Source organism: Massilia sp. Masssp94 (assembly GCF_059491305.1).
Map to the genome: position 1 here is coordinate 2,346,634 of NZ_CP168501.1, position 13,143 is coordinate 2,359,776.

13 protein-coding genes are annotated in these 13,143 nt (G+C 64.3%); 6 read left to right on the forward strand and 7 right to left on the reverse strand.

Features of this window, described 5'->3' with window-relative positions; translation table 11 throughout:
- The first annotated feature begins 54 nt into the window (after nt 1-54).
- Nucleotides 55-2,406 carry a penicillin-binding protein 1A gene (locus tag ACEN9G_RS10320; protein WP_413340191.1) on the forward strand — a complete coding sequence of 784 codons (2,352 nt, stop codon included), beginning with the start codon at nt 55-57 and terminating at the stop codon, nt 2,404-2,406.
- A 158-nt stretch (nt 2,407-2,564) separates the two neighbouring features.
- Nucleotides 2,565-3,158, forward strand: coding sequence for a PEP-CTERM sorting domain-containing protein (locus ACEN9G_RS10325; RefSeq protein ID WP_413340190.1), 594 nt, complete (start codon nt 2,565-2,567; stop codon nt 3,156-3,158).
- Between the two features lie 36 nt (nt 3,159-3,194).
- Here ACEN9G_RS10325 and cyaY read toward each other — a convergent pair whose 3' ends face one another.
- Nucleotides 3,195-3,524 carry an iron donor protein CyaY gene (cyaY, locus tag ACEN9G_RS10330; RefSeq protein WP_056126539.1) on the reverse strand — a complete coding sequence of 110 codons (330 nt, stop codon included), beginning with the start codon at nt 3,522-3,524 and terminating at the stop codon, nt 3,195-3,197.
- 41 nt (nt 3,525-3,565) lie between these two features.
- On the opposite strand from cyaY, the gene lptM reads away from it, so the two are divergent.
- A complete protein-coding gene (lptM, locus tag ACEN9G_RS10335; RefSeq protein WP_229412148.1) occupies nt 3,566-3,841 on the forward strand; it encodes an LPS translocon maturation chaperone LptM in 276 nt (91 codons plus the stop codon).
- A gap of 11 nt (nt 3,842-3,852) precedes the next feature.
- A complete protein-coding gene (gene lysA, locus ACEN9G_RS10340) occupies nt 3,853-5,130 on the forward strand; it encodes a diaminopimelate decarboxylase (RefSeq protein ID WP_413340188.1) in 1,278 nt (425 codons plus the stop codon).
- A gap of 47 nt (nt 5,131-5,177) precedes the next feature.
- On the opposite strand, the gene ACEN9G_RS10345 is transcribed toward lysA, so the two are convergent.
- From ACEN9G_RS10345 to ACEN9G_RS10370, 6 genes are all read right to left on the reverse strand, one after another.
- Nucleotides 5,178-5,360: a hypothetical protein gene (locus ACEN9G_RS10345; RefSeq protein ID WP_036239466.1), complete on the reverse strand. Its 183-nt coding sequence runs from the start codon at nt 5,358-5,360 to the stop codon at nt 5,178-5,180.
- 4 nt (nt 5,361-5,364) lie between these two features.
- Nucleotides 5,365-6,006: a protein-methionine-sulfoxide reductase heme-binding subunit MsrQ gene (gene msrQ, locus ACEN9G_RS10350; protein WP_413340186.1), complete on the reverse strand. Its 642-nt coding sequence runs from the start codon at nt 6,004-6,006 to the stop codon at nt 5,365-5,367.
- Nucleotides 6,007-6,019: 13 nt separating this feature from the next.
- Nucleotides 6,020-6,997, reverse strand: coding sequence for a protein-methionine-sulfoxide reductase catalytic subunit MsrP (gene msrP, locus ACEN9G_RS10355; protein WP_413340185.1), 978 nt, complete (start codon nt 6,995-6,997; stop codon nt 6,020-6,022).
- Nucleotides 6,998-7,117: 120 nt separating this feature from the next.
- Nucleotides 7,118-8,284, reverse strand: a complete 1,167-nt coding sequence (ccsB, locus tag ACEN9G_RS10360) for a c-type cytochrome biogenesis protein CcsB (protein ID WP_413340183.1) — start codon at nt 8,282-8,284, stop codon at nt 7,118-7,120.
- A 30-nt stretch (nt 8,285-8,314) separates the two neighbouring features.
- Entirely contained in the window at nt 8,315-10,408 is a 2,094-nt protein-coding gene (locus ACEN9G_RS10365) for a cytochrome c biogenesis protein ResB (RefSeq protein ID WP_483126624.1), read from the reverse strand.
- A 144-nt stretch (nt 10,409-10,552) separates the two neighbouring features.
- Nucleotides 10,553-11,236 carry a c-type cytochrome gene (locus ACEN9G_RS10370; RefSeq protein WP_413341176.1) on the reverse strand — a complete coding sequence of 228 codons (684 nt, stop codon included), beginning with the start codon at nt 11,234-11,236 and terminating at the stop codon, nt 10,553-10,555.
- A gap of 175 nt (nt 11,237-11,411) precedes the next feature.
- Between ACEN9G_RS10370 and yihA the strand changes: the two genes are divergently transcribed.
- A complete protein-coding gene (yihA, locus tag ACEN9G_RS10375; RefSeq protein WP_413341174.1) occupies nt 11,412-12,098 on the forward strand; it encodes a ribosome biogenesis GTP-binding protein YihA/YsxC in 687 nt (228 codons plus the stop codon).
- A 14-nt stretch (nt 12,099-12,112) separates the two neighbouring features.
- Complete coding sequence (gene hemB, locus ACEN9G_RS10380; RefSeq protein WP_056126520.1) at nt 12,113-13,126, forward strand: porphobilinogen synthase; 1,014 nt, start codon at nt 12,113-12,115, stop codon at nt 13,124-13,126.
- Nucleotides 13,127-13,143 lie beyond the last annotated feature (17 nt).

Sequence of the window (13,143 nt, forward strand, 5' to 3'; positions counted from 1 at the left end):
AGATACAAGCGTGACTTATAATGAAATGGATCAATAAAGCGACCGACATTACGCATGAAAGCATCCCAAAACGGGGCCAGCCCCGCGCCGCAGTCTCCTTCGCCGAAGCACACACCCAAGCGCATCCTCCTGACCATCCTCGCCACGCTGGCCGGTCTGGCCGTCTGCGGGGTGCTCGTGGTCGTGTTCGCGCTGGCGATGGCGTACCCGAACCTGCCCGCCCTCGACACCCTGACCGACTACCGGCCCAAGATGCCGCTGCGGATCTTCACGGCCGATAACGTCCTGATCGGCGAATTCGGCGAGGAGCGCCGCACCCTCGTCCACTTCAAGGACATCCCGGACGTGATGAAGAAGGCCGTGCTGTCCATCGAGGACGACCGTTTCTACGAACACGGCGGCGTGGACTACTGGGGCATCCTGCGCGCGGCCATCCACAACGCCACCGGCGGCGCGCGCCAGGGCGCGTCCACCATCACGCAGCAGGTGGCCCGCAACTTCTTCCTGTCGTCCGAGCAGACCCTCAAGCGCAAGGCGTACGAGGCCCTGCTCGCGTACAAGATCGAAAAGAACCTCACCAAGGACCAGATCCTCGAGGTTTACATGAACCAGATCTACCTGGGCCAGCGCGCGTTCGGCTTCTCGTCGGCCGCGCAGATCTACTTCGGCAAGGATCTGAAAGACATCTCGGTCGCGGAAGCGGCGATGCTGGCCGGCCTGCCGAAGGCGCCGTCCGCGTACAACCCGGTCGTCAATCCGAAGCGCGCGCGCGTGCGCCAGCAGTACATCCTGCAGCGCATGCACGACCTGCGCTACATCACCGACGCCCAGTACGAACAGGCGAAGAACGAGGAACTCAAGATCAAGATGGACAGCACGGCGTTCGGCGTGCATGCGGAATACGTGGCCGAGATGGCGCGCCAGCTCGTGTACGAGCAGTTCAAGGAAGACACCTATACGCGCGGCCTGAACGTGTTCACGACGATCACCAAGGCCGACCAGGACGCCGCCTACCTCGCGCTGCGCCGCGGCGTGATGGACTACGAGCGCCGCCACCCGTACCGCGGCCCGGAAAAATACATCGAGATCCCGTCCGCCAAGGGCGAAGCCGACGAAGCGATCGAGGCGGAGCTGGCCGAGCATCCGGATTCGGACGGCATCGTCGCGGCAGTCGTGATGGCGGCGTCGCCCACGCAGGTGAAGGCGGTGCTGGCGTCCGGCGAGGACATCACGATGACGGGTGCCGGCCTGGCGTTCGCCCGGGACTGGCTGTCACCGAAGGCGGCCGAGACCCGGCGCCTGCGCCGCGGCGCCGTCATCCGCGTCATGCAGGACGACGATTCGTCATGGCGCATCACGCAGATGCCGGAAGTGGAATCCGCCTTCATCGCGGTGAGCCCGGACGACGGCGCGATCCGCGCGCTGGTGGGCGGCTTCGACTTCAACCGCAGCAAGTTCAACCACGTGACGCAGGCGTGGCGCCAGCCGGGATCGTCGTTCAAGCCGTTCATCTATTCGGCGTCGCTGGAGCGCGGCTTCTCGCCCGCTACCCTGATCAACGATGCGCCGATCTCGTTCGACGCGGGTGCGACGGGCGGCCAGGCGTGGGAACCGAAGAACTACGACAACAAGTACGAAGGCCCGATGACGATGCGGCGCGGCCTGACCAAGTCGAAGAACATGATCTCGATCCGCATCCTGAACAAGATCGGCGCCCGCTACGGCCAGGAATACGCGACGCGCTTCGGCTTCGATCCGGACAAGAACCCGCCGTACCTGACGCTCGCGCTGGGCGCGGGTGCGACGACGCCGCTGCAGATGGCCGGCGCTTATTCCGTGTTCGCCAACGGCGGCTACCGCATCAGCCCCTACATCATCTCCAAGGTGACGGATGCCGACGGCAAGGTGTTGTCGGAAGCGCGTCCGGACCGGGCCGGCGTCGACGCCAACCGCGTCATCGACGAGCGCAATGCGTGGCTGATGGACAGCATGCTGAAGGACGTGGCCCGCTACGGCACGGCGGCGAAGGCATCGCAGGTGCTGAAGCGCACGGACATCGCGGGCAAGACGGGGACGACGAACGATTCGATCGACGCGTGGTTCGCCGGCTACCAGCCGCACCTGGTGGGCATCGCGTGGATCGGCTACGACCAGCCGCGCAACCTGGGCAACAGGGAAACGGGCGGCGGCCTGGCGCTGCCGATCTGGATCGGCTTCATGCAGAAGGCGCTCAAGTCCGAGCCGGTGGTCGAGCGTCCGGTGCCGCCGGGGCTCGTGCAGTACGGCGACGAGTACTATTACGCCGAGAATCCGCCAGGCACGGGCGTGCAGTCGCTGGACGTGGGGCCGGTGGCCCCGGCGGCCGAGCAGAAGTCGCGCGACGCCGTGCGCAACGAGTTGTTCTGAAACTGTCGGAAGTCTTTACAGTTGAATTGCTCGCTTGGAACACTGTTCGTTCAAGTTGTTGTTTCTAAAAGGCAAAGCGTTTGCATTGCAAAATGGCATGAAGATTGCTCAACAGGAAGCCGACGTCCAACACTGTCCTTTCCTGGTGAGCCAATAACATGATCAAAAAAATACCTGCAATCGCTTTCGCTCTTCTTTCCGGCATCTTTTCGGTACAGTCCGCCAACGCGACCGTGTATTCGGTGGCCTACACCGCGACGGCGCCCAGTTTCTCGATCCTGTCCGGGACGGGCGACGTCGGCGCGACGCTCTCTGTGGGCGATTCGTTGACGGTGACGGTCAACGCCCCCGCCAACAAGGCGTTCAAGACCACCGGGGGATTCTTTTTCAATTACCAGATGTGGAACGGCAGCAGCCAGCTCACCGAGGATGCCACCTACGACTTCTCGCTGGGCGGACTCAGCGTCCTGTCCGGAACCGTGAACAACGCGACGGGATGCTGCTCCGACGTGCGCCTGCCCCTCTACAGCCTGCCTCCGCTGACCTGGGATACCCTGACCTTCACGGCGACGATCGTCAGCGCGAACGGTCCTATCCAGCTGCTGAACCTGTTCGCCTCCCAGCAGGACAACACGCAGTTCATCGACACCGCGGCCGTGCCGGAACCGGCGTCGATCGCACTGATGGCCATCGGCGCGCTGGGCTTCGCGCAGCGGCGCCGCCAGCGCGGCAAGCAGGCCACGCTGGCCTGACCTGGAAGCCGGCGCCCGCCGGCTTTTTTTTCGCCGTCAGCGCAGCTTGACCGGGGCGCCGCCCTGCTGGGTGGCGAAGTCGGACAGCGACGTGAAGAACTCCGTGTCGTCGCGCGTATTGCGCCACTCGTCGCCCACGCGCTTGTAGTGGAAGCCGCCGGCGCGGGCGGCGATCCACATTTCCTGCAACGGCGCCTGGCTGTTGACGATGATTTTCGAGCCGTTGTCGACGAACTCGATCTCGAGCACGTTGCCGCTGCGCTTGCACTCGACGTCGACGATATCCTGCTCGAACAGGCGGTCGAATGCCTGCTCGATATCGTTCAGGGTGGACTCGGCCAGGGCCAAAAATTCGGATTCGGTCATGCTACACTCCAAGGTCTGCTAATCAAACCGTGATTCTAATCGTGAAGTCCCCATTTGCGCTCCTGACAAGCCTGGCGACCCTGATGGCGCTGTCGGCCTGCGGCCAGACCGGTCCGCTCTACATGCCCAAGCCCCCCGCCCGTCCCGGAGCCGCGCCTACCAGCGCCGCCCCGGCCGGCACCACCACGAACACGGCCACTCCGGCGGTCCAGATCTCCCCGCCGGCACCCGCTGCCGGCGTGACCGTCCCCGCCGCCGGTTCGAATGCGAACAATACCGAAGCGAACAACCAGACGCCGCCGGCCACCCAACAGTAAGCACCGATTTCATGTCTCACTTCACTTATCAAGACGGCGTCCTGCACGCCGAACGCGTTCCCCTGTCCAGGATCGCCACCGAACACGGCACCCCGACCTACGTCTACTCGAAAGCCCAGTTGCTGGAAAACTTCGCCGGCTACGCGCGCCCGTGCGCGGGCCGCGACGCGCTGGTCTGCTATGCGATGAAGGCAAACTCCAACCTGGCCATCCTCGACCTGCTCGCGCGCCAGGGCGCCGGCTTCGACATCGTGTCGGGCGGCGAACTGCTGCGCGTGATCGCGGCCGGCGGCGACCCGGGCAAGGTCATCTTCTCGGGCGTCGGCAAGACGGCGGCCGAGATCGCGCTGGCGCTGGAAAAGGGCATCCTGTGCTTCAACGTCGAGTCGATTCCCGAGCTGCACCGCATCAACGAAGTCGCCGGCCGCATGGGCAAGCGCGCGCCCATCTCGCTGCGCGTGAACCCGAACGTCGACCCGAAGACCCACCCGTACATCGCCACCGGCCTGAAGGCGAGTAAATTCGGCGTCGCGTTCTCGGACGCGCTGGACACCTACCGCACCGCCGCGCAGCTGCCGCACCTGGACGTCGTCGGCATCGACTGCCACATCGGCTCGCAGCTGCTGGACGACGCGCCTCTGCTGGAAGCGCTGGACAAGCTGATCGAACTGATCGACGCATTGGCGGCCGAGGGCATCCACCTGCACCACGTGGACGTGGGCGGCGGCCTGGGCATCGACTATGGCACGGGCGAGGACTCGCCGGTACCGATCTCGCATTACGTCGAGCGCGTGTTCGCGCGCGTGGACGCGTGGCGCGCGGAAAAGCACGGCGGCCAGCCGATCAAGGTGATTTTCGAGCCGGGCCGCTCCATCGTGGGCAACACGGGCGTGCTGCTGATGTCCGTCGAATTCCTCAAGCCGGGCGAGGAAAAGAACTTCTGCGTCGTCGACGCCGCCATGAACGACATGGCCCGTCCGACCCTGTACCAGGCCTGGATGGACGTCAAGCCGGTCGTGCAGCGCGATAGTAGCGCGGTGACCTACGACCTCGTCGGCCCCGTGTGCGAATCGGGCGACTGGCTCGCCCGCGACCGCGCGCTGGCCGTCGAGCCGGGCGACGTGCTGGCCATGATGGCGGCCGGTGCCTATGGCTTCACGATGGCGTCGAACTACAACACGCGCGGCCGCGCGGCCGAGGTGCTCGTCGACGGGGACCAGGTGCATGTCATCCGCAAGCGCGAGAATCCGGCCGACCTGTTCGCGCTCGAGACGATTGTGAAGGCCTGAAAACCGTCGCCCCCGCGCAGGCGGGGGCCCAATTTCTCGCGCAGCACCTACTCCCTCCCCCGTGACCGGTCATCCGGCCACATCTGCGCCGCGCACGCGGCAGCCTGCTCGTTCCAGCGACCGCCCAGGTCGAGACAGCGTTCGAGCAGGCCATAGCGCGGCCGCCCCATGCCGAATACGAGCACGAGGGCCAATACGACGACGATCACCAGCGCAAGGGGCCACTTCATGTCGTCATGATCGCACGGAAGCAGGTGTAATACGTTTTTCGGCACGCGTGCGGCTGAGGCTCCACCACACGCGCAACAGCAGCAACACGCCGACGACGCTGCCCCACACGATGGGCTGCTCGAAGTTGTGCTTGCCCGCCTTCATCCACCAGTAGTGCAGGATCGCCAGCGGCGCGATCACGTAGATCACCTTGTGCAGCAGGGCCCAGTTGCGGCCGAGCCGCCTGATCATCGCATTGGTGCTCGTCACGGCCAGCGGGATCAGCAGCACGAAGGCGGCGAAACCCACCGTGATGAACGGGCGCTTCAGCACGTCCTTCCACATGGCGGCCACGTCGAAGAAATGGTCGAACCACAGGAACGTCATGAAGTGCATGAACGCGTAGAAGAACGTGAACAGGCCCGCCATGCGCCGCAGTCGTACGACCCAGTTCCAGCCCGTCAGGCGGCGCAGCGGCGTGATGGCGAGCGTCGCGCACAGCAGGTACAGGGCCCAGTCGCCGCTGCCGTGCGTGAGGAATTCGACCGGGTCGACGGGCACCCCGGCCGCCGTCAGCCACGCCATGCGCAGGAACGGCAGCAGCGCCAGCACGAAGATGACCGCCTTCAGGGCCTTGAACTGCGTCGAGCTCGGGTTGAATGCCATGACAGCCCCCGGCTCAGAAATTTTTCTTGAGATCCATGCCCGTGTACAGCGAGGCGACCTCGTTATAGCCGTTGAACAGCAGCGTCTTGCGCTTGGGCGTGAACAGGCCGCCCTCGCCGATGCGCCGCTCGGTCGCCTGCGACCAGCGCGGGTGGTCGACGTTCGGGTTCACGTTCGAATAAAAGCCGTATTCGTCGGGCGCGATGCCGTTCCACGCCGTGCGCGGCTGGTCGCGCAGGAAGCGGATCCTGACGATGGATTTCGCCGACTTGAAGCCGTATTTCCACGGCACGACGATGCGCACGGGCGCGCCGTTCTGGTTCGGCAGCACCTGGCCGTACATGCCGACGGTCAGCAGGGTCAGCGGGTGCATCGCCTCGTCCATGCGCAAACCTTCCACGTACGGCCATTCCAGCACGCGGCTTTTTACGCCCGGCATCTGGCTGCGGTCGGCCAGGCTCGTGAATTCGATGTATTTCGCGTTGCTCGTCGGTTCGACCTGGCGGATCAGGCTCGAGAGCGAATAGCCGACCCACGGAATCACCATCGACCAGCCCTCCACGCAGCGCAGGCGGTAGATCCGCTCTTCCAGCGGCGCCAGTTTTACCAGGCGGTCGAGGTCGATCGTTTGCGGTTTCTTGACTTCGCCTTCGATCTGCACGGTCCACGGTCGCGTGCGCAGCGTATGCGCGTTGGCGGCCGGGTCGGCCTTGTCCGTGCCGAATTCGTAGAAATTGTTGTAGTGGGTCGCGTCGTCGAACGAGGTCTGCTTCTCGTTCGTCGAAAAGGCCGGGTTGCGCGTGGCCGGCAGTTTCGGCACGGTGCCCTGCGCGAATGCCTCGCGGGTGGCCATTTCCCACAGCGACGAGCCGACGACGGCCGAGGCCGCGACCTTGGCGAGGAACGCGCGCCGGCCTTCGTAGACCTCGCGCGGCGTGATTTCGGACGGGAACGGCAAATCGATGCCGTTCGGATTTTTTCTGATCAACATGGCGGCTCCGGCTGTATGTAATGTTTCTCGCGACATATCAACGTTACACCATCTGGCGCCACCGGGTTGTCCGGGCGGCGATTTGTTACCAATTGCCGCCAACGGACATAAACGAACACATTACAGCTTGCCGTACGAATGCAGGCCCGACAGGAACATGTTCACGCCCAGGAAGGCGAACGTCGTCACGACGAGGCCGACGAGGGCCCACCACGCCGCCGCGCGGCCGCGCAGGCCGGACATCAGGCGCATGTGCAGCCAGGCCGCGTAGTTCAGCCAGACGATCAGCGCCCACGTCTCTTTCGGGTCCCACGACCAGTAGCCGCCCCACGCCTCGGCCGCCCACAGCGCGCCCAGGATCGTGGCGACGGTGAAGAACGCGAAGCCGACGGAGATCGCCTTGTACATCACGTCGTCCAGCACTTCCAGGGACGGCAGGCGGTCGGCCAGGATGCCGTGCGACTTCAGCAGATAGGCCGAGCCGACCATCGCCGCCAGTGCGAACGTGCCGTAGCCGATGAAGTTCGCCGGCACGTGGATCTTCATCCACCAGCTCTGCAGCGCGGGCACGAGCGGCTGGATCTCGGCGGCATCGCGCGCGACCGTGTACCACAGCAGGAAGCCGACGGCGGCCGAGATCACGAGCAGCACGAACGGGCCCAGCTGGCGCGTCTGGTAACGCTGTTCGTAGTACAGGTAGAACATCGCCGTGATCATCGAAAACAGGATGAACACTTCGTACAGGTTCGACACGGGGATGTGGCCGACGTCGGTACCGATGAGGTACGACTCGTACCAGCGCACCATCATGCCCGTAAAGCCGAGCACGACGGCGGCCCAGCACAGCTTGGAGCCGACGCTGCCGCCGAACGGCGAACGCGTGAGCAAACCGAGCCAGTAGAACACGGTCGAGAACACGAACAGCGCGCTCATCCACAGGATCGCGGACTGGCTCGACAGCATGTATTTCAGGAAAAATTTCTGGTTCGCGGCATCGAGCGAGCCGCCGTACAATTGCACGGCCCACAGCGCCAGCAGCGCGACGAGCGGCATCAGCCAGCGTACCGGCTTGAAGGTCCAGCCGACGAAGGCGAACGTCGGCGCGGCCAGCACCAGAATCGCCCGTTCGTAGATGTCCATGTAGGCGCCGAAACGGCTCAGCGCGTACAGCGCGGCGGCCAGGAGGCCGGCGCCGAACAGCCAGTCGATGGCCGTGAGGCGCTTGAAGAAGCCCGGCGGGCGGGTGTACGCCGCGCCTTGCGCTTGCGATGCGGATGAAATGTCCATGGGTGTCTCCTGTTTCCTTGCTCTGCTAGCTTACGCCGATTGCGGCAATTTGGTCTTCAAGTCTTCGAATTCGCGCTCGAAATCGAGCGTCTTGCGCTGCGTGCTCATCGCCATCAGCGCATGCGTGCCGCCGCCAGGTGCCGGTTTCACCCAGACCCAGACGCGACGCTCGCGGATGTAGAACATCGAGAAAATGCCCAGCACCAGCAACAGGCAGCCCACATAGACCACTTTCTTGCCGGGCGAGCGCGTCACCTGCAGCACCGACGCCTTCACTTCCTTGAAATCGTCCAGCGCGAGGAACACGGGAGCGCCGTAGAAAAAGCTGTCCGACAAGGCGTTCGTCGCCTGCTGCAGGAAGCGGCCGTGGGCCTCGGTGGGCGTGGCGGGTTGCTCGCCGGCGCGCGCACGCGCAGCCTGCCACAGCTCCCACATGGCGCCGTTGAGCATCTTCATGAACACGGTGGCCGCCTTTTCCTGCTCCGCGGCGGGGATGCGCTCGAGGAATTTTGACACGGCCAAATAACCGCCCTGGTTGCCGTCGCCCGCGAAGATGGCCAGCGTCTTGGCGGCCGATTCCTGCAACTGCGCGGACAGCGCGCCGCTCGCGTCGCCCGGCGGCAGCGCGCGCGCGGCATAGCGGCGGGCCGCTTCTTCCCGCAGCGACGGGTCGGCGAGCGCGGCGCGCAGGCGCATCCATTCGCGCAGGCCGTGCTCGTCGTCGGCCGGGATGCGCAGGAAGCTGAATTGGTCGGACGGATTGTTGCGCACGCCGGCCAGGTACACTTCATGACCGTCCAGGGTCACGGGCTGCATGTAGTTCAGGAATTCGCGCGCCTGGCCCGTCTTGTCGCGCAGCTTGTATTGCACGCTGGGACCGACGTTTTTCAGGTCCTTGTTGCCCACGTTCTTCGCGGCCGAGCCGGAGTGCTGGGACAAGGTCTGGGCAAACTGTTCCTCAAGGCTCTTGCCCTTGGTGACGGCGCGCGCATCGTTGTTCTGGCTCGTGTTCTCGACGTTGAACGGACGGAAGCCCGACCACTCGACCGAATACACGTCGGCGCCCTGCTTCAACTCGGTCGCATTGCCGACTTCGCCATCGAACGAGAACGATTTGTCGCTCGTGCCCGTCATGGGCCAGCCCGTCAGCTTGAGCTTGCTGCCGCCATCCTCGAAGCTGGACTGGTAGACGGCAATGCCGCGGTAGATCAGCGGCTCGTTGACCTTGATGGTGGCGGGGAACGCCTTGCCCGTCTCGTGGTCGCGGATCACGACTTCGCTGGCGAACAGCTTCGGCATGCCCGTCGAGTAGAAGTCGATGATGAATTTGCGCAGCTCGATCGTGAACGGCAGATCCTGCACGAGCACGCCGTCGGCCTGCTGGAGCAGCGCCGTGTCGCTGGCCTGGCCTTCTGGAATCATCGTGTTGCCGCGGAAGGTCGGGTTGCCGAGACCCAGGCGGTGCTGCGGTGGGATGGCGGAGATGAGGCCCGTGCCGGCATACGGCGTCTTGCCCATGAACCATTGCTGGAAGCGGATAGGCAGGTTCGAATCGAGCAGGCCGCCCAGCAGGATGACGATGATGGCCGTGTGCGCGAAGATGTAGCCGAACTTGTTGCCGGCGCCCTTTTTCGCGGCGACGAGCACGCCGCCCGCCTTGTCGACCATCTTCGTTTTATAACCGGCGTCGACGAGGCGGGACGCCGTCTGCTGCGCGAGCGGGACCATGTCCAGCGGCGCCGTCCATTCGCTTCGGTGGTGGAAATTGCGCAGCGATTCTTCGCGCACGGAATCGCGCCAGCTCCGCATGTCGCGGATGAACTTGGGCGCATTGCGCGCGATGCACAGGCTCGTGGACACGATCAGGAACGCGAGGATCAGCAGGAACCACCAGGCCGAATAGACCGTGTACAGGCTGAGCTTGCGGAACACTTCGAACCAGAACGGCCCGAACTGGTTCACGTAGTCCGGCATCGCCCGGTCCTGTTGCAGGATGGTGCCGATGATGGCGGCAATCGCGATCATGACCAGCAGGGTGATCGCGAAACGCATCGAGGACAGCAGTTCGACCGTTTCCGCTACGCCGCGCCGGCGCGTCTTCAGTTCAATTCCGGTGGTACTCATCGACTTTCACTCTAGACACAACATTCATTGAGGATACAACAAAAGGGCGCACCGCTTGCGCGGCCGCCCTTCCCTGTTGTCCTGCTTTTTTTATTGTAGGCCGATTATTCGGCTCTATTCACTCTGACCGGCTGATACCGGGTATCACTTCAGGCCGGCGATATAGTCCGCCACTGCCTTCATTTCGTCGTCAGACAGGCGCTTGGCCAGCGTGGCCATCTGCGGGCTGTTGCTGCGCCCGCCCGCCTTGAACGCCTGCAACTGGGCGACAGTGTAATCTTGGTGCTGGCCGGCCACGCGCGGATACTGGGCCGGGATGCCGGAACCGGTGGCGCCGTGGCAGCTGGCGCAGGCGGCCACGCCGCGGTCGGCGATGCCGCCGCGATAGATCTTGCGGCCCAGTTCCAGCGTGTCCTTGTTGCGTGCGGCGCCCTGCTTGGGCTGCTGCGTGGCGAGGTAGGCGGCGATGTTCTTCTTTTCGTCGTCGCTCAGCATCTTGGCGTACGTCGTCATCACGGGCTGGTTGCGGGCCGGCGTCGTGAAGTCGACGAGTTGCTTGTGCAGGTAATTGTCGATCTGTCCTGCCAGCTTGGGGTTCGTGTTGATGGTCGAATTGCCGCCGGCGCCATGGCACGACGCGCAGGCCGGCAGGCCGCGGGCATTGTCGCCGGTGTCGTAGAGGGAACCGCCCTTGGCCGGATCGGCCTTGGCGGCGGCCGGGGGCGCGTGGGCCGCGTCCGCTGCAAAAGCGCTGCCCACGATGAGGAAACTGGCCAGCAAGGATTTCACGATCGCCGCACATGCGGCCGGTTGGAACACACGATTCATTCAAGCACCCTGAAAAAGTCAAAGATAAACTTGCAGTTGCAGTGCAGCGGTCATGCTCGTGCCCCCGCGCCGGCAATGACGCCTTCAGGCTCGCCGGCGGCAGGTAACTCCCTATTGTACAATAGCCTTTGTTTCCCGCCCTCACCTTCGTTGTCTTTTTCGCTCCACTTCCCTCATGTCCAAACTCTGGCAAGCCCGTTTCTTCACGACCGTCAACCAGTTGCGGGATCTTCCCAAGACCCAGGTACCGGAAATCGCCTTCGCCGGCCGGTCCAATGCGGGCAAATCGACGGCGATTAATATCCTGACGAACCAGAAGGGCCTCGCGTTCGCGTCCAAGACGCCCGGCCGTACGCAGCACATCAATTTCTTCTCGATCGGCGGAGCGCACGTCGCCATGCACCGCAAGGATCCGACCAAGGTCGAGGAAATCGAGGGCCTGCTCGTCGACCTGCCGGGCTATGGCTATGCAGAAGTGTCGGGCGATGCCAAGCTGCACTGGCAAAGGCTGCTGGGCGACTATGTGCAGCGGCGGGAACAGCTGGCCGCGCTCATCCTGATCATGGATTCGCGCCGCCCGTTCACCGAGCTCGACATCCAGATGCTGGAATGGTTCGCCCCGACGGGCAAGCCGATCCACTGCATCCTCACGAAGGTCGACAAGCTCAACCGCAACGAATCCGTCAACACGTTGCGCCAGGCGCAGCAAGTGCTGGACAGCTATGTCGACGAGGAAGGCAACGGCTTCCCGTTCACCGTCCAGCTGTTCTCGGCGCTGAAACGCATCGGCATAGAGGAAGCCAACGACAAGATCATCGAACTGCTCGGCCTGGAGGACGATCCGGCCGATCCCGAACAATAACCTTTGGAACCGCCATGCCGATCATCACGCCTTCGCAATACCCCGCCGTGCGCATGCGCCGCATGCGCCGCGACCCGTTCTCGCGCGCCCTGATGCGCGAAAACGTCGTCACCGCCTCCGACCTGATCTATCCCGTGTTCATCCTCGACGGCCAGAACCAGCGCCAGCAGGTCGCGTCGATGCCGGGCGTGGAGCGGCTGTCGGTCGACCTGCTGCTGAAGGTGGCCGAGGAAGCGGTCGCGCTGGGCATCCCCGTGCTCGCGCTGTTCCCCGTCATCGAGGCATCGCTGAAGACCTATGACGGCGTGGAAGCGACGAATCCGGACGGCCTCGTCCCGCGCGCCGTGCGCGAGCTGAAGCGCCACTTCCCGCAGTTGGGCATCATGACGGACGTCGCCCTCGACCCGTACACGACCCATGGCCAGGACGGCCTGCCGGACGAAAACGGCTACATCGTCAACGAAAAGACGATCGCGATGCTGACGCGCCAGGCGCTGGCCCAGGCCGAGGCCGGCGTCGACGTCGTCGCCCCGTCGGACATGATGGACGGCCGCATCGGCGCGATCCGCGTGGCGCTGGAAGAGAAGGAACTGATCCACACGCGGATCATGGCCTACTCGGCCAAGTACGCGTCGGGCTACTACGGCCCGTTCCGCGAAGCCGTCGGTTCGGCCGCCAACCTGGGCAAGGCCGACAAGAACACGTACCAGATGGACCCGGCCAACAGCGACGAAGCCCTGCGCGAAGTGGCGCTGGACATCGCGGAAGGCGCGGACATGGTGATGGTCAAGCCGGGCATGCCCTACCTGGACGTCGTGCGCCGCGTGAAGGACGAATTCAAGGTGCCGACCTTCGCCTACCAGGTCAGCGGCGAGTACGCGATGCTGCAGGCCGCGTTCCAGAACGGCTGGCTCGATCCGGACAAGGTCATCATGGAGACCATGATGTCGTTCAAGCGTGCCGGCGCGGATGGCGTGCTCACCTATTTCGCGATGGATGTGGCGCGGCGCCTGAAGGCCGCGGCATAAAACACGCTTGAAACGTT

Excerpts from the sequence above, each read along its gene's own strand:
- ACEN9G_RS10320 (WP_413340191.1), top strand. The coding sequence starts at position 55 with ATGAAAGCATCCCAAAACGGGGCCAGCCCCGCGCCGCAGTCTCCTTCG.
- ACEN9G_RS10325 (WP_413340190.1), top strand. The coding sequence starts at position 2,565 with ATGATCAAAAAAATACCTGCAATCGCTTTCGCTCTTCTTTCCGGCATC.
- cyaY (WP_056126539.1), bottom strand. The coding sequence starts at position 3,524 with ATGACCGAATCCGAATTTTTGGCCCTGGCCGAGTCCACCCTGAACGAT.
- lysA (WP_413340188.1), top strand. The coding sequence starts at position 3,853 with ATGTCTCACTTCACTTATCAAGACGGCGTCCTGCACGCCGAACGCGTT.
- ACEN9G_RS10345 (WP_036239466.1), bottom strand. The coding sequence starts at position 5,360 with ATGAAGTGGCCCCTTGCGCTGGTGATCGTCGTCGTATTGGCCCTCGTG.
- msrQ (WP_413340186.1), bottom strand. The coding sequence starts at position 6,006 with ATGGCATTCAACCCGAGCTCGACGCAGTTCAAGGCCCTGAAGGCGGTC.
- msrP (WP_413340185.1), bottom strand. The coding sequence starts at position 6,997 with ATGTTGATCAGAAAAAATCCGAACGGCATCGATTTGCCGTTCCCGTCC.
- ccsB (WP_413340183.1), bottom strand. The coding sequence starts at position 8,284 with ATGGACATTTCATCCGCATCGCAAGCGCAAGGCGCGGCGTACACCCGC.
- ACEN9G_RS10365 (WP_483126624.1), bottom strand. The coding sequence starts at position 10,408 with ATGAGTACCACCGGAATTGAACTGAAGACGCGCCGGCGCGGCGTAGCG.
- ACEN9G_RS10370 (WP_413341176.1), bottom strand. The coding sequence starts at position 11,236 with ATGAATCGTGTGTTCCAACCGGCCGCATGTGCGGCGATCGTGAAATCC.
- yihA (WP_413341174.1), top strand. The coding sequence starts at position 11,412 with ATGTCCAAACTCTGGCAAGCCCGTTTCTTCACGACCGTCAACCAGTTG.
- hemB (WP_056126520.1), top strand. The coding sequence starts at position 12,113 with ATGCCGATCATCACGCCTTCGCAATACCCCGCCGTGCGCATGCGCCGC.